We start from the raw sequence: 20,701 nt of genomic DNA on the forward strand, positions 1-20,701 counted from the left end.
GAGTTAGACTGATGCTATTTCTTCGGCAGTCAAATAACGCCATTCACCCAGCGCTAAGGCGGGATCTAATTCAATTTGGCCCACACTTTCACGGTGTAACCCTTGTACGTGGTTGCCCACAGCAGCGAACATACGTTTCACTTGATGGTACTTACCTTCAGTGATGGTGAGTCGCACTAATTGCGGCTCAATAATCTCCAGCAATGCAGGCTTAGTTAAGCCATCTTCACCGCGCAATTCAACGCCAGCGGCAAATATTGCAATCAAGCTGGCATCCACAGGATCGGCGAGTTGCACTAAATAGCGTTTACCGCATTCTTTCTTCGGTGAGGTGATTTTATGCGACCACTGGCCGTCGGTAGTGATCAGCACTAGCCCTGTGGTATCTGCATCTAAACGGCCGGCAATGTGCAAGGTTTCAGGCTTTGGCACATCCACTAAGCTCAATACCGATGGATAGGTTTCATCAATCGTTGAACAAATCGTATCGACTGGTTTGTTGAGCATTAAATAACGTACGCCCACTAAGGCAATAGGCTCGCCCTCGAGACAAACACGCATACCTTCAGTCACTTTAAAGCCCGAGTCTTTGACGACTATGCCATCGCAAGTAATGTCACCGCGATGCAGGGCTTTTTTCGCTAATGAGCGAGTCAGTGGGGTACTCTCACAGATAAATTTGTCTAAACGCACGTTAATACTCAACTTCAATAAAGAAAACTGCCATATTATGAGGCCGACCACTGCAAAGGGCAAAGAATTGCTGCTCAGCACGCGATGTGTTTCTATTTAGCCCTTACGCATTTACGACAGTCACCCTAGGGAAAGATGACATGACTGAATTCCAAAAGATGATCACAGGCCAAGAATACGATTGCCTTGCCAGCGAACTATTAAGTTTACGAGCTCAACAGCAACGGCTGAATCGACAATTAAATCAAATAATTGACCAAGATACCCCAGAGTACAGCCAACTCTGTCAGCAGCTCATTCCCCATAAATCACCAGCCGCAACGATATCCACGCCGATTTTTATCAGTTATGGCGCCAACCTATCCCTTGCTGACAAAGTGTTTATCAATGTGAATGTCACCTTGCAGGATAATGCGCCTATTTCTATTGATGAGCAGACTATGGTCGGCCCCAATGCACAGTTTTATACCTCGAGTCACCCACTCGATGCCGAGCTGCGTTGCTCAGGTTTAGAAACCGCTAAAGCAATTAAGGTCGGTAAACGGGTATGGATTGGTGGCGGCGCTATCATAATGCCAGGCGTCATTATTGGTGATGACGCCATCATAGGCGCTGGCGCCGTAGTTACAAAAAATGTAGCCGCCAAAACCGTGGTCGCAGGTAACCCCGCAAAGCCGATCCGGCAGCTAATTTAATCGCGGGTAAAAAAGAGAAAGCTAAGTGCTCGCTTACCTGAAAAGGCTTGCATACGGTAACTTTACCGCTAATGAGCTTAAGACTGTAACTGGTAACCTTTAGTTACATATGACTCAAGATAAATCCGCGATAAAAACTGTAATGACCTTGTTTAGATTCCTAGTAAGGCATTAACATAGTTCATTGCGCCTGAAGCAATCCCATTTTGCAAAAAATAACAGCCCCAATAATGGGCACAATAATAAACTCGAAGGAAACGACATGAGAAAAGTACTCATTGGGGGACTGTGTGCCTCACTTATCGCAGGCCTGACTGCCTGTAATGACAAGCCAGCCGACGTTAAAGCACCTGAAACCGCAAAAACAGCGACAGCGGCCGCAGTAACTAAAGTATTAAGTTCAGGTATTGAATTTGCTAATTTTGATAAAGCGGTTCGCCCGCAAGACGATTTTTATAAATATGTAAATGGCACTTGGCTTAAAAACAATGAAATCCCTGCGGATCGCACTAGTATTGGTGCCTTCTACGATTTACGTGAAAAAGCACGTGACGACGTAAAAGCCATTATCGAAGAAGTGGCAGCAACACCTAATCTGGCCTCTGGCACAGACGAGCAAAAAGTGGCCGATTTATATCGATCATTTATGGATACTGACACACTTAACAAACTGGGCGTGACACCAATCCAAGGTGAGTTCGATGCCATTAACGCCTTAAAAGATAAGAATGAATTAGTGAAGTACTTCGCCCACAGCCAAATCGCTGGCGCGGGTACGCCGATGGCATTTTATATCGATATCGATGCGAAAAACTCTAGCCGTTACGCGACTCATCTCTATCAATACGGCCTAAGCCTGCCAGAAAAAGACTACTATTTTAACGAGTCAGAACGCTTCGTTAATATCCGTAAAGCGTATGTAGCTCACATCGAAAAGATGTTTACTCTTGCTGGTCTTGCTAATCCTAAAGCCAGCGCTGAGTCTATCCTTGCCCTAGAAACAGCAATTGCCTCTAAGCATTGGGATGTGGTTGAAAACCGCGACAGCACTAAAACCTACAATCTATATCAAGTGAAAGATCTTCCAACACTGGCACCGGATATCGATTGGACTGTCTACTTAACGGCGCTTGGCGCGGACAAGCAAACCGACATCATTATTAACCAGCCTAGCTATATCCAAGGTCTGAACGAGGTTTTAAAAACGACCGATTTAGCCACTTGGAAAACCTACATGCAATGGCAAGTGCTAACGCATGCGGCGAACTATTTGAGTGAAGCGCTGGACAACGAAAACTTCGATTTCTTCTCTAAAACCTTAAACGGTCAAGAAGAGCAAGAACCGCGTTGGAAGCGTGGCGTAGCCTCTGTTAACGGCATGCTGGGTGAAGTTGTCGGCAAAGTGTACGTTAAACGTCACTTCACGCCTGAAGCCAAAGATCGTATGCAGGCACTGGTGGAAAACCTTCGTGGCGCTTACGGCGACAGCATCAAAGATTTAACCTGGATGAGCGACAGCACTAAAGTGGCTGCGGCGGATAAGTTAGCAAAATTCAACCCGAAAATCGGCTACCCGAACAAGTGGGAAGATTACAGCAAGCTGAGCATTAAAGCTGACGACTTAATCGGTAACGCTATTCGTGCCAGCGAAGTTGAACATGCTAAGTCATTAGCCAAACTGGGCGCGCCAATCGACAAAGACGAATGGCACATGACCCCACAAACGGTTAATGCTTACTACAACCCAACCATGAACGAAATCGTCTTCCCTGCGGCAATTCTGCAACCGCCATTCTTCAATTTGGCGGCTGATGATGCAGTCAACTACGGTGGTATTGGTGCCGTTATCGGTCACGAAATGGGCCATGGTTTCGACGACCAAGGTGCTAAGTTCGATGGCGAAGGCAACATGCGTGACTGGTGGACTGAGCAAGACTTGAAAGAGTTCTCTGCCCGTGGCCAAGCGCTGATTGCACAATACGACGGTTACTTTGTGTTTGACGATTTGCACGTCAACGGTGGTTTAACGCTAGGTGAGAACATTGGTGACTTATCAGGTGTGACTATCGCATACCGCGCATATAAGAAATCACTCAATGGTCAAGAGGCACCGGTCATCGATGGCTTAACGGGCGATCAACGTTTCTTCATCGGTTTCACTCAAATTTGGCGCGCGAAAGCCAAAGAAGAAGCGATGCGTAACCGCGTAGCGACCGATCCACACTCACCTGCGGAATTCCGTGCTCTGGGTGCTCTGTCTAACATGCCTGAGTTCTACACCACATATGATGTGAAACCCGGTGATGCTATGTATATCGCACCAGAAAAACGCGTAAAAATTTGGTAAGCCAGATTTAAATCGCCGCTCGGCTGCATAAGCTGAGCAACAACAATGGCGCTCACTGTCACAGGTGGCGCCATTTTTTTTGGCTAAACTCCTCAATCCTGAGTGATGAATGTGAACCCATGCGCAAGATGAACAAGTCTTAATGATTGATTCAGCTTTAATTAAGCAAAAGAAGCCTATGGTGGATGGGTGACCTGTACAACTCACCCATAAGGAAGTAGGCCGCATGACTAAGTTATTTCGTACCTTTTTTATTTTTCTACTCTTATTATCGAGCCGCGCTGGTGTAGCAAATTCTCTCGACGTCAGTGACACAAAAACAGAACGTGGTAATTACAGTGCAAGACAGGCACAAAGCCACGATCTACAAGGTCTATACGCACTCAGCAGTCAGACCTTTGATGCGCCTCGTCAAGCCTCGAATGACTTATCTGTTCTCCATCACCAAGCCTATGATGCTCAGGCTGAGCTGGCTCAGTTGCTTACCCGAATTGCCCATCATTCACAGACGCAAGTGATTATTCCTCCGGTGAAGAGTTATCAAAGAGCTGCCGATAAAGTGGCGACAAAATTTAACGGTGATGCCAGCCAAATTACCGACCTGGCAAGGGCAAGTATCGTGACCGACAGCATTCAAGATCTGATGCAGGCTTACCAAGCCTTGAACGAGCAGACCCAAGTGGTGAAACAGAAAAACCGCTTTGCCGAACCCAAAGCATCTGGCTATCGCGATCTCAACTTGCTGGTGCGTTTACCCCAATCGGGCATGATTGCCGAGGTGCAATTGCATTTGCAGGATATCGCCGATATCAAAAACGGCCCAGAGCACAAGGTATATGAAAAAGTGCAGAGGATTGAGGCCAATGCCCGTAAACAGCAAAGGTTACTCAGTGAGTTTGAACTCGCGCAGATTGCTAAATTACGCCAAGAATCACACAAGCTGTACCATAAAGCATGGCTTAACTATAAACGGGTCGATGAAGCCAGTTTATTAAGAGTCTCAGTCGCTTAACCCGCAATCGTTTCCACTGTTGCGCTGGTCTCCCGCAAAGGTGCCAGCGCTTTTTTTATATTTTACTGCGCCTGAAAAACCATATTAAAAATAAGCTGAAAAAAAGCACTCTCTCGCATCGAACGTCTTTTTAAGTCGATACCCAAGCAACCTGAAGATACGAGTTTCAGAGTGCCTAGGGTGCTTCAATTCAAGGCGCATCAATGACAGAATGTCGGCCACCTTTTGAATTGATGCAACACGGAAGTGAAGTGCCCTAGGCACTCCTTCCTGGCGAGCTTTAACGCACTTTATGCAGTGTTGACTATTTTTAACATAGCCCGCTAGGTCTGCAAATAGCCGCAATCGCCATGGATGGCGTGAATGCCATTTATGCAGGAGCAATAAATGGCCTTGCCTAAAGTGCGTTAAATTCTCGCTGAATCCTGCATCTTCAGGTTGTTTGGGTATATAATCCCGCGCCATAGCCCTATCAGCAGGAAACGCCATGCACGACATCATTGAGCAACTCCAAGAACGCAGCGAAACTGTTCCTGTACCACTCGAATTACCCACATTTGAGCAGCTCGTCGAAGTCGAAGAGCAAATCCTGATTTCTTTGCCGCGGGAGCTTAAAGAATACCTGCTGTATGCCAGTGATGTGATTTACGGCACGATAGAGCCAGTAACTGCATCGGATCCCTACTCACACACCTATCTGCCTGAAGTCACTTGTTATGCTTGGTCTATCGGCATGCCAAGGGACATGATTGCCATTTGTCAGCAGGGCGATGCCTTTTACTGTATCGACCAAGATGGCCAAGTGCATTTCTGGAAAAACGGCGGCTTTACCGATATCTATTGGGAGTCGTTCTGGGAATGGGTTGAAGAAATCTGGCTAAAGATTAAATACTAATTTTACTTTCACTGCATTGAGAACACGATTATGTCTAAAAACATTGGCTTGAATGCCATCGAAATGAGCTACTTACGCCAATCACTGAGCTTAAGTGCGGCTCAAGTTGGCACGCTAACTAACCATAGCGAAGCCGATGTATTAGCCTGGGAAAGTGGCGAACAAGCGGCACCTGAGCTGGCGCAAAAGAAGCTGCTCGATATTGATGACATCATTGAGATGCAAGTGCTTAACACCTGCGATGGCATTGAAGAATTATTTAAAAAAGAACCTAAGCGTCATTTAGCTTTCGTGGTGTATCCCACTCAAGCCACTTACACTCAATACAACCCCGAATTTTTAAGTTCATTGCCTTTTACTGAGCTGTATAACACGGCAGCTTGGCGCATCAAGAAAGAGTGCAAACTGGTCCTAGAAGTCGACGTCAGCTTAGTCGCACTGGACGTGGAAGCCTATAAAGCCTTCCGTGAACCGACCAAAATGAGCGAAAGCCGTGAAAGCCGTGCTAAATGGGCCGCGACTCAGCTATAAGCGTGTAAATCCAGAAGCTTAGTACTCGCATTAACAGTAAGGGCAGATATCACTATCTGCCCTTGTTATATGCTCATAATGATTTTCAGATAATGGTGGGAATGCACCAGAATCATTCAAGACTAAAATAATCAGCTACTCTGCCTGATTAACCCTTAGCAGCCACCACAGCATCCATCTTCTGCAAAGCCGATTGACGCGACGGCAGCGCAGACAACCTATCGCGATAAGCGGCGAGTTTGGGCGGAATGGCTTGTTCGAACAATGTGCCCCACATTAAGGTATGGGCCAGTAAAATATCCGCCACCGAAACGTCATCACCGAGCAAAAAATCACTTTCAGGCAACATGGCTTCGGCCAATGCAGCCGCCTTATCAAACTCCCATACCGCACAAGGCATGATCTGCGGATGACGCTGATCCTCCGGTAAAGCAAACTTATGCTTACCCAAAGTCCAAAGCGGCTGCTCAAGCTCAGTAATGATGAAGCTCACCCATTGATGGTGCAAACCCGATGCGTTACTCCCCGCGGCTGGCAACAACTTACCCTCGCCATACTTTTCTGCTAGATAAAGGCAAATCGCCGCTGATTCAGATAACACTAACTCATCATCAGTTAGCACAGGCACTTTACCGCAGGGGTTTATCGCTAAAAATGCCGCGCTGCGATGCGCACCCTTAGTCATATCCACAAAGGAAAAATCCCAATCAACGCCCAACTCTTCCAACACCCAAGCAACTCGTAATGCGCGACTGCGCGGTGTGCCATATAAAGTGATCATTGCAACGTCCTTTTAGTGATTGTAGGTAAGCTAAGTCCCGAAGATACACTGAGACTGCACCAAATAAAACTCAAACAATCGCTATAAAATTACATCCTAATATATTAAAACAATGTATTTCACCTAAGCGATGATCCAAGATAGGAAATGCCCAGTAAAGCAGCCAACTCAAGAGCGAGTTGTACTTGAATATCAGAATTTAAGGAAGAAACATGGAAGACAAGATCATTCATCAAGCAGAGTTTGAGTCCAATCTAGGTTTGTATTGGTTGCTTTCAGGAGCCGCCTATTTCAGCCTCAGCATAGTCGGCATTCCCTTGTTATTGCTTTGGTTTCCAATCGGGCTGTGGGGAACTCGCCGCTATATTCGCAATATGAGTGCCGAGCTCACCAGTAATAAGTTGATTGTGCGCCGCGGAATATTAACTCGTACCGAAAACTCTGTGCCTTTGGACAAAATTACCGATATGGCATTAATCCAAGGCCCAATTATGCGCCTATTTGGTCTGCATAAACTCACGGTAGAAACCGCAGGGCAATCGGGCGCAGGCGCCTTGATAAGCTTAGTCGGCATAGTTGATGCGCCTCAATTTAGAACCCGCGTATTAGAACAAAAAGAGCGTCTTACTCAGCGCCCACATCCAGCGAGTCCATCTGTACAACCTGATGATGCGTTATTACAAAACGTAGTCGAGATGGCAGCAAGCCTAAAACGAATTGAAGCCTTGCTCAGCCAAAAATTAAATAGATAAATTGAATAAAACGACTTTCAGTTCAATCACTTTCCCTTTAATGTTGAGCCACTCACTTAGCGTTAGCACAGCTTTAGCATGAGCGCAGCCTTAACATAAGGGCTTGTTCGATTCCCCAGATTAATTTTCAACAGGTACTTTTAATAACGACATGACTGAATCCTCGACAACCTCCCCTTCATCCTCTTGGATGGCACACCTGACGCTTGGCATTAAAGCTATGGGGCCCGGTGTGCTTATGGCCGCAGCGGCGATTGGTGCATCGCATTTAGTTGCCTCGACTCGGGCCGGCGCCGAATTTGGCTGGCAATTGGCTTGGGTCATTTTAGGGGTGAATTTACTTAAGTATCCTTTCTTTGCCGCTGGCGCACGCTACACCGCCGCCACAGGGGAGAGTTTACTGCACGGTTACCTCAAACAGGGCCGAGGTTATTTGCTGCTATTTACTGGACTGAATGTGATCGCCGCCGTCGCCAGCACTGCGGGTGTTTGCATGCTCACCGCCGCTATGTTGACCCAATTTATTCCGCTTCCCATCGATTGGTTAGCCCTGCTGGTATTGCTGAGTTCATTGGCTTTGCTGATTTTAGGCCATTATCAACTACTCGATAGACTCACTAAGATCATCATGTTCGCCCTAACCCTAACCACCTTAATTGCCGTGACCTTAGCTTGGGATCATGCTCAGCCATTAGCGAGCAATTTTGTTTCTCCCTCACCTTGGCAATGGGCCCATGTGGGATTTCTGGTCGCCATGATGGGCTGGATGCCGGCACCGATTGAAGTGAGCGCTTGGAATTCCCTCTGGTTGCTCGAAAAACAAAAAAGCCAGACGGTCACAAAAGCGCAGGCGCTGCTCGACTTTAATTTAGGCTACATCATCACCGCGATCCTCGCGATCGTGTTTCTGTCCTTGGGCGCCTTAGTGATGCACGGCAGTGGTGAGCACTTTTCCGATTCGGGCGCACAATTTGCTAATCAATTGATCAACCTTTACAGCCAAGTGATGGGTGGTGAAAGTCGTTATCTTATTGGGATTGTGGCTTTTCTCTGTATTTTTAGCACCACAGTAACCGTTATCGATGGCTACAGCCGCACCTTAGATATGGGCTGGCAGTTACTCACCTCAAAGGCCAGTTCAGACAAACGCCTCACTGGTATCATGCTCGCCATCAGTGCCTTTGGCTTATTGCTGATCCTCTTCTTTAAAGGCGCACTGTTGCCGCTACTTGAGTTTGTGATGATTTTGGCCTTTATGACCACAGTCATTTTTGCTTGGTTAAACTACCGCTTAATGACCAGCAAACAGCTCCCCGAAGCCGATAGATATGGCAGTAAGATGAAGCTACTCTCTTGGTTTGGCCTAAGTTATCTGCTGATTTTCGCGGCGCTGTTTATCTATTGGTACAACGTCATTAAAAGCTAATTGCCAGAATGGTATCAATGCTATTTATGTCAGAGTCATAAATAGCATTCGCTACGCAGCGTTAAATTCCTGCTAAATTCTGCTTTTGAGGCGGTTTGGGTATATAATACCGCCTCTTAAACCAGACAGCGCAGCCGCGCCAAGAGATGACCATGATTAATAATGATATTTTGCGCCGTTTGCGCTTCGTGTTTGATTTCAACAATGCCAAAATGATTAAAATTTTTGCCAAAGCTGGAAGAGAAGTGCCGACAGAAGAGATCATTGCTCTACTGCACAAAGAAGAGGAAGAAGGTTACAAAGCCTGTAATGACACCACTTTATGTCAGTTCCTAGACGGCCTTATCATCGAAAAGCGTGGCCTACGTGAAGGTGCCGAAATCCCAGCGCCAGTATCGCGTTTAAACAATAACTTAATCTTCAAAAAGCTCAGAGTGGCCCTCGAAATGCGTGAAGAAGACATAGTTGCAGCCTTGGCTCTAGCCGAAGTGCAAATGTCAAAATCAGAACTGAGTGCGCTGTTCCGCAATCCGGATCATAAGAATTTTAAAGAGTGTGGCGATCAAATCCTGCGTAACTTTATTCGCGGCTTATCACTTAAGTATCGCGGTGAATAACGCAAAACATAAGTTTGTCACATCAAACGCAGCTTAGGCTGCGTTTTTTTATATCCAATTTAGCTATACCTAAAGTTGCTTAGGCATAAACAACAGCATAACAATTCCATCTGAAGTACCTCATAAATCCTGTTTAAAACAGCTGACTTTTTTACTGCTGCAAAAAAAACCACAAATACCTCGTTCCACGGACAACAAAGATCACATTTCATGATAACCTTACGTGACTTACAGCACGTATTGACCACTTAAACAATAACTCAAAAGGTTACCCATGGACGATAATAAACGCCCCCTCTATCTTCCGTTTGCAGGACCTGCCATTCTTGAAGCCCCGCTGATTAACAAGGGCAGTGCATTTTCTGAAGAAGAGCGTATTTTCTTTAACCTCGAAGGCTTAGTTCCCTATGCCATTGAAACAATTGAGGAGCAGGCTTCCCGCGCCTACGATCAATTTAGAAGTTTCAACAACGACTTAGACAAGCATATTTACCTACGTAATATCCAAGATACTAACGAGACCTTATTTTATCGTTTAGTGCAAAATAACATCAGCGAGATGATGCCTATCATCTATACGCCGACGGTAGGTTTGGCTTGTGAACGTTTCTCGAAAAACTATCGCCGCAACCGTGGTTTGTTTATCTCTTATCCGAACAAAGATAGGATCGATGACATTCTCAATAACTCGACTCGCCAAAAAGTTAAAATCATCGTTGTTACCGACGGTGAACGTATTTTAGGTCTTGGCGATCAAGGTATTGGTGGCATGGGGATCCCTATCGGTAAGTTGTCACTCTACACGAGCTGTGGTGGCATCAGTCCGGCTTATACTCTGCCTATCACTTTAGACGTAGGCACAGATAATCCGCAGTTATTAGAAGATCCTATGTATATGGGCTGGCGCCATCCGCGCATCGGTGGCGAAGAATACGCCGAGTTTATCGAAGCCTTTATGCAAGCTGTACATGTGCGTTGGCCAGACACTTTGATCCAATTCGAAGACTTTGCCCAAAAGAATGCCATGCCGATCTTAGAGCGTTATAAAGATCGCTATTGCTGCTTTAACGATGATATTCAAGGTACCGCTGCCGTTGCCGTCGGTTCATTGCTGGCCGCTTGTAAAGCTGCAGGTACTGAATTAAATCAACAACGCATTGCCTTCCTTGGTGCGGGTAGCGCGGGTTGCGGTATCGCCGAAGCTATCGTGGCGCAAATGGTGTCCGAAGGGATCAGCGACGAGCAAGCTCGCACTCAAGTGTGCATGGTTGACCGTTGGGGCTTATTGTTAGACAACATGCCTAACCTGTTGCCATTCCAGCAAAAATTGGCGCAGAAATGCACCAATATCCAAAACTGGAGTAATTTCAGCGACAATATTTCGCTATTGGATGTAGTTAACAACACTAAACCGACCGTGCTGATTGGCGTGTCTGGCGTACCGGGTCTATTCACCGAAGAAATTATTCGCGCTATGCACAGCCATTGTGCCCGCCCGATTATTTTCCCACTGTCTAACCCAACCAGCCGTGTTGAAGCGACACCAAAAGACATTTTGCATTGGACTTCAGGTCAAGCATTAGTCGCCACGGGTAGCCCGTTCGAGCCAGTAGTGGTTGATGGTGAAACCTTTGAGATTGCCCAGTGTAACAACAGCTTTATCTTCCCAGGTATTGGCTTAGGTGTTTTAGCCTCAGGTGCCCGCCACGTTTCCGATGCCATGTTAATGGCATCAAGCCGCGCACTCGCGGAATGCTCACCACTGGCGATCGACGGTAGCGGCCCATTATTACCGAAACTCGAAGATATCCACGCGGTCAGTAAACACATCGCTTTCGCTGTGGGTAAAGTTGCAGTTGAACAAGGGTTAACACTGCCAATGAGCGATGAAATCTTACAACAGTCAATTGAAGGCAATTTCTGGAGTCCAGAATATCGCCGCTACAAACGCACTTCGTTCTAAGCATAGCGTTGCCGCGACTTAAGTCGTGGCAACGCAGCTTTAGCTAAGCGTTTGTAACAGCAAAAAGCCCGTCACTGCAAAGTGACGGGCTTTTTGATTTTCAGACTCTGCGCATATTTCAATAAAAACTAAGGCGCCATTACCTGTTTAAAGCTATTGAGCATAGAGCGATCGGTACGTGCCTTTTTCAATTTACGTAGACTTTCTTTGAGCGACTCATCGGCTAAACGGGTAAAGATACCGTTATATTCTTGCTCTTGGATTTCACCATCAGTATCGGCCTGCTCAGAAATCTCTTGGGCAACACGGCTCAACTGCAACCAAGCATTCGCGATATAAAAACCATGGAATGCGGCTTGCTCCATGAGATTACGCGCGCTGGCAGGCAAGGATGCCCAAGCTTGGCTAAATTTGCCCTCTCTGTCTTCCAACAGTTCGGCGCACAGGCTTTGATATGCGGCTAATAATCCGTCAGGTAGTTTTGCCATTGGCAGCACTTTATTTGCGACATTGTAAGAAATCTGCTCGGCAGTTTCACGGTAAACAGCTGATAATTCACTCATAAAAAATCTCGATTAACATTCATTCAAAAAATAGACTTAAAACTGACCACTCACATATAAACCATAAACGCCGTTACCCGCTATCGGTGTGACAGTAATACCTTCATAGGGTTGAGTAAAATACCAACCCGCTAGCGCGCCAATTGCAGCACCCGCTAAAACATCCTCTAGGTAATGTTGATCGCTCGCCACTCGGGTATAGCCAACATACGATGCAGCGACATAGGCGGGTAAACCATATTGCCAGCCATAACGCTGCTGAATAAACGTCGCCGCCATAAAGCTATCTGAAGTATGACCCGATGGGAACGAATCGTCGCCACTACCGTCGGGTCTGTCTTTGCTCACACCATATTTTAGGCCTTCAACAATTAATCGACTCGATACTGCCGCCTGAATTAACTGCCAGCTGCCATCGTAACCGTCTTCATAAAATAACGTCGCGCCCATTGCTGTTGCGGGGAGCAATAAGTGCAATACATCGCCCGACGTTTCTAAATCTGAGCCCGCCCAGCTAGTGCCGCTCATCATGAGTAGGGCAGCACAAAATAATTTTTTCAAGGGTGATTCCTTTTTAGGATGATTTCCAAGGCGAAGTTTATACCTTGATAGCTAGCTGAATGCAAAATTGCTATGCATCTATATTCAAAATGAACAAACAAGTTATGCTAAGCTCATTATTAGCTATTGATTTTAATGTGAACAGGATACCTTTTTTGCTACGTCCATTCCGATACTTATCATTTACCTTGTTGCTGCTCTTACTGCTGCTAAGTCCGGCTATGGCAGAAGAAAAGACTCAGGTTGATAAAATATTTGAAAGATTAGAAAGCGGTGAGCCCATGACCCGCGAAGCAATTAACAGCGATCTTGCGTTATTGAGCAAACTGATTGCAACCGACGATGTCGCCCGCAATGAAAAGCTGCAGCTACTGAAATGCTGGGATCAAAGTGCCGAAACGGATACTGACATAGCGCTGGCAGTTAAGAATACGAGTCAAACACTCACCCATATTCCACCAACGGCTTCCGCGCATTTCATCACCGACCTCATGCTTTGTCATTCTTGGTTTTTGCAGTTAAATGGTGATGTAGATAGCGCAATGGAAGGCTATAACCTCAGCGTTAAGCGTGCCTATGAGCATGAGGATCTTAAACTGATCGCCGACTCACGCAGCCTTCGCGGCGCTCTGTATTCCTACATTGGTGATTTTTCTGCGGCATTAGACGACCTCATAACAGCGCAAGATCTATACGAGTCACTGAATTTAACCGGCTGGGCTAACATCAATCTTGCCGATATGGCCACCAGCTTTAGACGTTATGGCGATCCCCAAAGTGCAATCCGTTACTACAATAAACTCAAAGCACTCTATTTAAAGAACAATAACCAAGAACAGGCAATGTATGTCACCTCAGAAATAGGTCTGGCTTTAGATGAACTGGGTGAACATCAACAAGCTATTGATCACTTCTTGCTCAGCTATCAATACTTTAAGGAACATCAGCTAGAAAAAGTGGCCGCCACCATGGCGACGGACATTGCCTTTAGCTTAATCAAACTCCATCGTCTTAATGAAGCGGAAAAATATTTAACTGAAGCTGCTGCTGTGATTAGCGAAAAAGATTATGCCGCTTATAGCTTTATGAAACTCTTTACGGCCAATATCAAGTTTCAACAAGCACTTTATAAAGAAGCGCTTACCGAACTCGAACAAGGGGAAAAAGCCTTTCGAACTCTGCAAAATGATCGGGGACTCACCCAACTATTACAGCTGAAAAGTGATGTCTATGCGGCCATGAATAATTTACCTGCGGCCTATGGCGCATTGCAGGAATTTGTCGCCCTCACCAAAAAAGTCGATGACAACTCTTTCTCCCATCAAACCACAGAGTTAAAAGTGAAGTTTGATACCAGTCGGATTGAATCTGAAAATCAGCGCTTGATTGAAAACCAAAACCTTAAAGAACAAGAACTTGCGCTACTCGAGAAAAACAAATCATTACAACACATTATTTTATTATTGACGGGCTTTATCCTGACAATAGTGTCGATATTTGCGTATAAACAAGTACAGAGAAATCGCCAACTGCAGGTCATCGCCCTCACAGATTACCTCACCAAGCTCCCTAATCGTCGGCATATTTATGCCCAAGCCGCGCAGTATTTTCAGCAAGCCTTAAAACAACAAAGCCCTTTTTCGGTGATTATCTTTGATGCTGACCACTTCAAGAAAATTAACGATAACTTCGGCCATGAACTGGGCGATCGCGCCTTACTGACGATCGCAAGCGCAGGTAAAGCCCTAACGGGTAATAAAGATCTTATTGGCCGTATCGGTGGTGAAGAGTTTTTAATTCTCTTACCCAACACGGATGCTGAACGTGCTTGTGAACTTGCCCATCAGTTGCAAGCTCATATTAGCCGCCTAGGCGCAGAGGATTTACCCACTGAACTCAAATTGACCGTTAGCGCAGGAGTCGCAACCTTAGCGCCACAAACAAATATTGAAAATACCTATCAAGACAAAGACTTTGCCAGCCTACTGAAACGTGCCGACGATGCCCTTTATGAGGCTAAAAATGCGGGAAGGAATTGTGTTAAAGCTGCCAAAAATGAGGCTACGTGCGAGAGTTAAACAGCTTTATGCCAAAACACTTGATGCTGTAATGGCGGCGGTAAAGCACCAAACCATGTCTGATATAAACGACTAAACTCCCCTGAGTCTTTCATTTTCTCAAGCTCTGTTTGCCAACTCGTGACCGTGGCCGCCGACGTCCCTTTAGAAAAGGCTAAATACAGATTAATCTCAGATACGACATACACTTGGCGTATATCGGCCTCACTCGCGCCCACTTCTTCAAGTATCTGCTTTACCGCTAGATCCGCTTGGCACCAAAAACGAATTCGAGAGAATAGTAATTGCTTCGCCGATTGCTGCGGAAAACTCGCCACCAGCAAGTTATCCACGCCGGCTTGTTGTAACAGCTGCGCCCCAGCGGATTCGCGATAAACCCCCACAATATCTTTAGATTGAAGCTCCGCAAGTTGATCGAGTGCGATGGGATCTGCCGCCCTCGCATACAAAGCAATTTTGCTGGTTGCAATCGGGCCGATAAAATCGAAATGATCTTCACGCTCGTCATTAATAGACGTCGCAAAAAGTAAGACATTCGCCGAAGTATTAGCAATCGAATACGCCCGTGCCCAAGGTAACACATCAATTTTTTCACTCTGGCCCAGTCTCGATTGCAAGATATTGACTAAGTCCACCGCAAAACCTTGGGGAACACCATCTTGCTCGTAACTCATGGGAGGCCAAGCTTCGGTCACCAACTTCAACTTGTCAGGCGCCGCAAAAACAAAAGCGGGCATGAGACCTAATAAGCTCATCGCAAGAAAACACGCCCTAAGGGGAAACGCACTCAGCATACGGATACCAAACGGGAAACATTAAACCTAATCATAGACTCAATCCCTGCTGCAAATAAACATATGCCCCAAAGAAAATAACCTCTCATTCATGCTCACTGAGTAAACTCGTCCGTAACAAGTGAAAACTTGCTATCATATTGCCACCTAGCCAAGAGCCTCACTGCAATGAATCCATGTCGACTTTAGCCAATCAAATCCCCAACCAATCCTATGCCAGCACACTGTCGCGGCTCGCGCTGCAAATAAAAACGTGGGGAAAAGCACTCGGATTTGCACAAGTTGGCATTTGCGATACAGATTTAACGGCCGAAGAAGCCAAGCTCCAAGCATGGCTAGACAAAGGGTTTCATGGCGAAATGGCATATATGGCCACCCACGGGATGATGCGCGCTCGCCCGCAAGAATTGCATCCGGGCACAGTGCGAGTGATATCCGTACGGATGGACTATTTACCACCCGAAGCAGGCTTTGCCACAAATCTCACCGATCCCAACTTAGGTTATATCTCCCGTTATGCGGGTGGCCGCGACTATCACAAGTTGATCCGCGCTCGGCTTAAAAAGCTGGGGGATCAAATCAGTGCAGAGTTAGTTACTCTCGGTTTCGATGCCGCCGATTTCCGTCCCTTCGTCGACTCAGCGCCCGTGCTCGAGCGCCCATTAGCCGAAAAAGCCGGTATCGGCTGGACAGGTAAGCACTCACTCATACTCAACCATGAGGCGGGCAGTTGGTTCTTTTTAGGTGAGCTACTGATCAATTTGCCTCTGCCTGTGGATATTCCAATCCAAGAAGGCTGTAACAGTTGCGTCGCCTGCATCACCTCCTGCCCAACAGGTGCAATCGTAGAACCCTATGTGGTTGATGGCAGACGCTGTATTTCCTATCTCACCATCGAGCTACAAGGCGCTATTCCTGAAGAATTTAGGCCACTTATGGGCAATCGCATCTATGGCTGCGATGATTGTCAGCTCGTGTGCCCCATCAATCGCCAAGCGCCACTCACAGCCGAAACCGACTTCCATATTCGTCCCCAGTTAAAACAGCCCGACCTTCTCAGCCTTTTTGCTTGGAGCGAGGCCGAATTTCTAAAGCAAACCGAAGGCAGCGCCATTCGCCGAATTGGCCATAAACGCTGGCTACGTAATATCGCAGTCGCGCTGGGTAACGCCCCCGCAAGCCCAAGCATTATTGCCGCGCTTAACGCTCGCAATGACAACGAAGATATCGATGAGATAGTGCGTGAACATATCGAATGGGCGCTCAATGCTCAGCAATCGCGCCTTGCCGACACCGCTGCAACTGAGCAACAAAAAGCGCGCCGCAAAACCGAACGCATGGTGCGTATTGTTGAAAAGGGTTTACCTCGAGATGCTTAAGATGTCCTCGCCAATCAATACCGATGCCACTGATTCATCATCATAAAGCTAGAGTCGTTATTTGCTCAGCACGCCAATTGAACCTTGATATTAAACATTACCAATCGACCTTCGAGTTTCCCTTATTCGCAAGTGATAAAAGACAACGGATGCATAGGCATCCGTTGTCTTTTTACTCATTAAGCTCAGTTTAAAACTCTCACTCAAGCATAAATATTAGCCAAGGCGGCGACGCAGTTCGCGGGTAGCATCGACCATGTTTTTCAATGCAGGTTCGACTTCATCCCAAGTACGGGTTTTTAGGCCACAATCTGGGTTGACCCACAGTTGACGCACAGGTACTTTCTGCGCGGCTTTCTCGATTAAGTGCACCATGGCCTCCACACTTGGGGTGTTTGGTGAGTGGATGTCATATACACCGGGGCCAATTTCATTTGGATATTCAAAATCTTCAAAGGCGTTGAGTAACTCCATCCGTGAACGCGAAGTCTCGATAGTGATCACATCGGCATCCATGGCAGCAATCGCGCCAATCGTGTCGTTAAACTCGCTGTAACACATGTGAGTGTGGATTTGAGTCTCATCAGTCACGCCAGCAGCGCTGAGTTTAAAGGCATTCACCGCCCAATCTAAATAGGTTTGCCACTCACTTTGCTTCAATGGCAGACCTTCACGGAAGGCGGGCTCATCAATTTGAATAATGCCAATCCCCGCATTTTGTAAATCGACCACTTCATCACGGATAGCCAGCGCCAGTTGTGTCGCAATCGCATCGCGGCTGATATCTTCACGGGCGAATGACCAGTGCAAAATCGTCACTGGCCCCGTCAACATGCCTTTTACGGGCTTGTCGGTGAGACTCTGGGCAAACTTTGCCCACTCGACTGTCATGGCTTTTGGACGACTCACATCACCGTAAATCAAGGGGGGCTTAACACAGCGTGAGCCATAGCTTTGCACCCAGCCATTTTTACTAAAACCAACACCAGCTAACTGCTCGCCAAAGTACTCCACCATGTCGTTACGTTCGGCTTCACCGTGCACAAGCACATCGATACCCAGCTTTAATTGGCGATCGATAGTATCGCGGGTCACTTGCTGTAACTGCTCTGTATATTGCGCATCGTTAAGCTCACCCTTGCGCCAGCGGCTGCGTAGTCCACGAATTGCCGGTGTTTGTGGGAACGAACCTATGGTCGTGGTTGGCAACAGAGGTAATTGGTATTTTCGTTGCTGCACACTTTGGCGCACACTGAAATCATTTGCCCGCTCATAATCTGCAGCGGTTAATGCCGAAACGCGATCAACTACTTGCTTATCTGCAGCCTGCGCTTTTGCTTGGCGACGAGCGATACAAAAAGCACTGATTTTCTGTGCTTCATCCGAGCTAGACGCCAACAATAATTGGCGAACTTTGCTCAATTCCAACAATTTCTGCTTAGCAAAGGCCAACTGCTTACGCAGCACAGGTAATAGTTTGGCTTCAACATCTAAATCGACTGGGCAATGCAGTAATGAACATGATGTGCCAATCCACAAACGATCGCCTAAATCACGAGCCACAGCGCCAATACGCTCGGCAATCAAATCGATTTCTGCCGCCCACACGTTACGGCCATTGACCACACCCGCCGATAAAATTTGATCTTGACCAAGAGCATTAGCAAACACAGCCAGTTGTTCTGGCGCAGTAACTAAATCTAAGTGCAAACCAGCAACAGGCAAGGCAGATACGAGGGCTTGATGATGCGTAATACCGCCATAATAACTCGCTAAGATAACCTTAACGTTAGCAGTGCTTAATGCTTGATAAGTCTGAGTCATCGCCGCTTGCCAATGCGTGTCTAACTCTAATGCCAACACAGGCTCATCTAACTGTACCCATTCCACACCTTGGGCGGCGAAACGGGCCAAAATGTCAGCATAAGCTGTTAATAAATCAGGTAATAAACTTAACTTATCGAACTCTTGACCCACAGTTTTAGCAAGGTGCAAGTAACTGACTGGGCCGAGTAGCACAGGTTTGGCTTTATAGCCTAGCGCTTGCGCTTCGCTGACTTCATCAAAAAACTGCTCGTAAGCAATCGAAAACTCTTGGTTTTGCGTCAGCTCAGGCACCAGATAGTGATAGTTAGTATTAAAATACTTGGTCATTTCAGAAGCTGGCGCATCTTGGCCCGTTGGCGCTCTGCCGCGGGCAACACGGAATAGAGTATCGAGATCGATAGCACCTTCGCCGCGGTGGCGATCAGGAATGGCATTTAAGGTCGCACTTAAGGTCAGCACTTGATCATAAAAGGCAAAATCCCCCACAGGCACTTGCTCGATGCCAGCAGCAACTTGCCACTGCCAATGGGTACGGCGCAGTTCGCTCGCCACTTCACGCAGTTCAGCTTGAGTGATCTCACCACGCCAGTATTTTTCTAAGGCAAATTTCAATTCACGACGACGCCCGATACGGGGAAAACCAAGACTATTTAATTGCATACCCTATCTTCCTTTATTTGAGATAAGCCATATTCGGCACTTGCACCCACCAGATTGTGTTCTCTTGGCACTTTTCAGCATTTCCGCCTTGATAAATAACAATGGGCGTCTGGACGTCTAGAAGTTTATTGTGTTAGTCTCTATTCCAGCAACCGAATTGATTTCAAGCACAACATGAGCGAATTTCACCTGGAGTGAACATGATCGAACTAAGACATCTGCGAACCTTAATGGCCCTGAAGGAAAGTGGCAGTTTGGCGGGCGCAGCCAAAAAACGTTTTGTCACTCAATCCGCCCTCTCCCACCAGATTAAGGAGCTGGAGCAAAGGATTAACTCGCCTATTTTTGTGCGTAAGAGTAAGCCGCTGTCATTCACCCAAGAAGGTGCACGCCTGCTTCATCTCGCGGAAGAGATTTTGCCTAAGGTGTTAGAAACCGAGACAGATCTTAAGAATGGCCTTGAAACCGAAACCAATCAGTTGCGGGTTGGTATTGAGTGCCACAGCTGTTTTCGCTGGTTAATGCCTGTGATGGAGCAATTTAGACAAGACTATCCCCAAGCGGAGTTAGATCTGTCGAGCCGTCACTTGTTCGACTCGCTCAATGCCTTGGAAATGGGTGAACTGGATATAGTGCTGACCTCAGATCCTGTGCCTGGGCATTCACTCGCTTATCAGCATTTGTTTGATTTTGAAGTGAAGTTAGTGGTTGCTAGAGATCATCCTCTAGCAAAAGAAGCCTATGTCACCCCTAAGCAATTAGCGCATTTACCGATCATCAGCTATCCCGTACCACTGACGCGTTTAGACATCTATCGCCACTTTTTAGAGCCCGCAGGTATAGAAGCGGGTGAGCAGAAAACCTGTGATTTAACCATGATGTTACTGCAACGCATCGCCTGTAAAGACGGCATAGCCGCACTGCCGAACTGGTCGATAAATGAAGGACATGGCCTAAGCCTCACCACAGTGAAGCTAGGGCAAGAAGGTTTAAAACGTCCTCTGTTTGGTGCCTATCGCCGCCATAGCGCCAACTCAGCCTTGATCCAAAATTGGTTACAACTGGTGGCGAGTGAAGGTTTATCCCGCCAGCAGAAGACAAATTAACACAGGTGAAACCTAACAAAA

General features: G+C 46.7%; 18 protein-coding genes. 12 read left to right on the forward strand and 6 right to left on the reverse strand.

The genetic code is table 11. The features are described 5' to 3' along the window. Positions 1–3: 3 nt before the first annotated feature. The gene (gene rsuA / locus KV201_RS00125; protein WP_226058362.1) at positions 4–756 is read right to left on the reverse strand and encodes a 16S rRNA pseudouridine(516) synthase RsuA; all 753 of its coding nucleotides are present in this window, start codon (positions 754–756) and stop codon (positions 4–6) included. 77 nt (positions 757–833) lie between these two features. Here rsuA and KV201_RS00130 point away from each other — a divergent pair, with 77 nt between their 5' ends. The 5 genes from KV201_RS00130 to KV201_RS00150 all read left to right on the forward strand — a co-directional run bounded on the left by KV201_RS00130 (position 834) and on the right by KV201_RS00150 (position 6,173). Further along, entirely contained in the window at positions 834–1,388 is a 555-nt protein-coding gene (locus tag KV201_RS00130) for a sugar O-acetyltransferase (protein ID WP_226058171.1), read from the forward strand. A gap of 262 nt (positions 1,389–1,650) precedes the next feature. Continuing rightward, on the forward strand, positions 1,651–3,735 hold the full coding sequence (locus KV201_RS00135; protein WP_226058172.1) for a M13 family metallopeptidase: 2,085 nt from the start codon (positions 1,651–1,653) through the stop codon (positions 3,733–3,735). 226 nt (positions 3,736–3,961) lie between these two features. Beyond that, the gene (locus tag KV201_RS00140) at positions 3,962–4,747 is read left to right on the forward strand and encodes a RelA/SpoT domain-containing protein (RefSeq protein WP_071938562.1); all 786 of its coding nucleotides are present in this window, start codon (positions 3,962–3,964) and stop codon (positions 4,745–4,747) included. 487 nt (positions 4,748–5,234) lie between these two features. Continuing rightward, positions 5,235–5,642, forward strand: a complete 408-nt coding sequence (locus KV201_RS00145; protein ID WP_011845817.1) for an SMI1/KNR4 family protein — start codon at positions 5,235–5,237, stop codon at positions 5,640–5,642. Positions 5,643–5,672: 30 nt separating this feature from the next. Continuing rightward, complete coding sequence (locus KV201_RS00150; protein ID WP_006084089.1) at positions 5,673–6,173, forward strand: DUF4447 family protein; 501 nt, start codon at positions 5,673–5,675, stop codon at positions 6,171–6,173. A 148-nt stretch (positions 6,174–6,321) separates the two neighbouring features. On the opposite strand, the gene KV201_RS00155 is transcribed toward KV201_RS00150, so the two are convergent. Next, entirely contained in the window at positions 6,322–6,954 is a 633-nt protein-coding gene (locus KV201_RS00155; protein WP_226058173.1) for a glutathione S-transferase family protein, read from the reverse strand. Between the two features lie 212 nt (positions 6,955–7,166). On the opposite strand from KV201_RS00155, the gene KV201_RS00160 reads away from it, so the two are divergent. The 4 genes from KV201_RS00160 (at position 7,167) to KV201_RS00175 (ending at position 11,712) form a co-directional block, all read left to right on the forward strand. Beyond that, a complete protein-coding gene (locus KV201_RS00160) occupies positions 7,167–7,706 on the forward strand; it encodes a PH domain-containing protein (protein ID WP_226058174.1) in 540 nt (179 codons plus the stop codon). Between the two features lie 151 nt (positions 7,707–7,857). Continuing rightward, positions 7,858–9,132, forward strand: coding sequence for an Nramp family divalent metal transporter (locus KV201_RS00165; RefSeq protein ID WP_226058175.1), 1,275 nt, complete (start codon positions 7,858–7,860; stop codon positions 9,130–9,132). Positions 9,133–9,284: 152 nt separating this feature from the next. Continuing rightward, entirely contained in the window at positions 9,285–9,749 is a 465-nt protein-coding gene (locus KV201_RS00170; protein ID WP_006080239.1) for a DUF1456 family protein, read from the forward strand. A 274-nt stretch (positions 9,750–10,023) separates the two neighbouring features. Next, on the forward strand, positions 10,024–11,712 hold the full coding sequence (locus KV201_RS00175; protein WP_006080238.1) for an NAD-dependent malic enzyme: 1,689 nt from the start codon (positions 10,024–10,026) through the stop codon (positions 11,710–11,712). Positions 11,713–11,840: 128 nt separating this feature from the next. Here the strand turns inward: KV201_RS00175 and KV201_RS00180 are convergent, their stop codons facing one another. After that, positions 11,841–12,275, reverse strand: a complete 435-nt coding sequence (locus tag KV201_RS00180) for a DUF3069 domain-containing protein (protein WP_006084096.1) — start codon at positions 12,273–12,275, stop codon at positions 11,841–11,843. 36 nt (positions 12,276–12,311) lie between these two features. Next, positions 12,312–12,836, reverse strand: a complete 525-nt coding sequence (locus tag KV201_RS00185) for a phosphatase PAP2 family protein (RefSeq protein WP_012588528.1) — start codon at positions 12,834–12,836, stop codon at positions 12,312–12,314. 155 nt (positions 12,837–12,991) lie between these two features. On the opposite strand from KV201_RS00185, the gene KV201_RS00190 reads away from it, so the two are divergent. Then, positions 12,992–14,914, forward strand: coding sequence for a GGDEF domain-containing protein (locus KV201_RS00190; RefSeq protein WP_226058176.1), 1,923 nt, complete (start codon positions 12,992–12,994; stop codon positions 14,912–14,914). On the opposite strand, the gene KV201_RS00195 is transcribed toward KV201_RS00190, so the two are convergent. Then, the gene (locus tag KV201_RS00195; RefSeq protein WP_226058177.1) at positions 14,911–15,708 is read right to left on the reverse strand and encodes an ABC transporter substrate-binding protein; all 798 of its coding nucleotides are present in this window, start codon (positions 15,706–15,708) and stop codon (positions 14,911–14,913) included. The genes KV201_RS00190 and KV201_RS00195 overlap by 4 nt on opposite strands. A 176-nt stretch (positions 15,709–15,884) precedes the next feature. Between KV201_RS00195 and queG the strand changes: the two genes are divergently transcribed. Beyond that, positions 15,885–17,087 (forward strand): tRNA epoxyqueuosine(34) reductase QueG, encoded by a 1,203-nt coding sequence (gene queG, locus KV201_RS00200; protein ID WP_226058178.1) that lies wholly within the window; start codon positions 15,885–15,887, stop codon positions 17,085–17,087. A gap of 216 nt (positions 17,088–17,303) precedes the next feature. Here queG and metE read toward each other — a convergent pair whose 3' ends face one another. Further along, positions 17,304–19,574: a 5-methyltetrahydropteroyltriglutamate--homocysteine S-methyltransferase gene (gene metE, locus KV201_RS00205; protein ID WP_226058179.1), complete on the reverse strand. Its 2,271-nt coding sequence runs from the start codon at positions 19,572–19,574 to the stop codon at positions 17,304–17,306. Positions 19,575–19,774: 200 nt separating this feature from the next. Here metE and KV201_RS00210 point away from each other — a divergent pair, with 200 nt between their 5' ends. Next, entirely contained in the window at positions 19,775–20,680 is a 906-nt protein-coding gene (locus tag KV201_RS00210) for a LysR family transcriptional regulator (RefSeq protein ID WP_014615412.1), read from the forward strand. Positions 20,681–20,701: the final 21 nt, after the last annotated feature.

The organism is Shewanella sp. SR1 (assembly GCF_020447145.1).
In the GTDB taxonomy this organism is placed as follows: Bacteria; Pseudomonadota; Gammaproteobacteria; order Enterobacterales; family Shewanellaceae; genus Shewanella; species Shewanella baltica.

Coding starts and splice junctions, on each gene's coding strand:
- KV201_RS00145 (WP_011845817.1), top strand. CDS start 5,235: ATGCACGACATCATTGAGCAACTCCAAGAACGCAGCGAAACTGTTCCT.
- KV201_RS00170 (WP_006080239.1), top strand. CDS start 9,285: ATGATTAATAATGATATTTTGCGCCGTTTGCGCTTCGTGTTTGATTTC.
- KV201_RS00210 (WP_014615412.1), top strand. CDS start 19,775: ATGATCGAACTAAGACATCTGCGAACCTTAATGGCCCTGAAGGAAAGT.
- KV201_RS00140 (WP_071938562.1), top strand. CDS start 3,962: ATGACTAAGTTATTTCGTACCTTTTTTATTTTTCTACTCTTATTATCG.
- KV201_RS00180 (WP_006084096.1), bottom strand. CDS start 12,275: ATGAGTGAATTATCAGCTGTTTACCGTGAAACTGCCGAGCAGATTTCT.
- KV201_RS00160 (WP_226058174.1), top strand. CDS start 7,167: ATGGAAGACAAGATCATTCATCAAGCAGAGTTTGAGTCCAATCTAGGT.
- queG (WP_226058178.1), top strand. CDS start 15,885: ATGTCGACTTTAGCCAATCAAATCCCCAACCAATCCTATGCCAGCACA.
- KV201_RS00175 (WP_006080238.1), top strand. CDS start 10,024: ATGGACGATAATAAACGCCCCCTCTATCTTCCGTTTGCAGGACCTGCC.
- KV201_RS00195 (WP_226058177.1), bottom strand. CDS start 15,708: ATGCTGAGTGCGTTTCCCCTTAGGGCGTGTTTTCTTGCGATGAGCTTA.
- KV201_RS00165 (WP_226058175.1), top strand. CDS start 7,858: ATGACTGAATCCTCGACAACCTCCCCTTCATCCTCTTGGATGGCACAC.
- KV201_RS00150 (WP_006084089.1), top strand. CDS start 5,673: ATGTCTAAAAACATTGGCTTGAATGCCATCGAAATGAGCTACTTACGC.
- metE (WP_226058179.1), bottom strand. CDS start 19,574: ATGCAATTAAATAGTCTTGGTTTTCCCCGTATCGGGCGTCGTCGTGAA.
- KV201_RS00155 (WP_226058173.1), bottom strand. CDS start 6,954: ATGATCACTTTATATGGCACACCGCGCAGTCGCGCATTACGAGTTGCT.
- KV201_RS00135 (WP_226058172.1), top strand. CDS start 1,651: ATGAGAAAAGTACTCATTGGGGGACTGTGTGCCTCACTTATCGCAGGC.
- KV201_RS00130 (WP_226058171.1), top strand. CDS start 834: ATGACTGAATTCCAAAAGATGATCACAGGCCAAGAATACGATTGCCTT.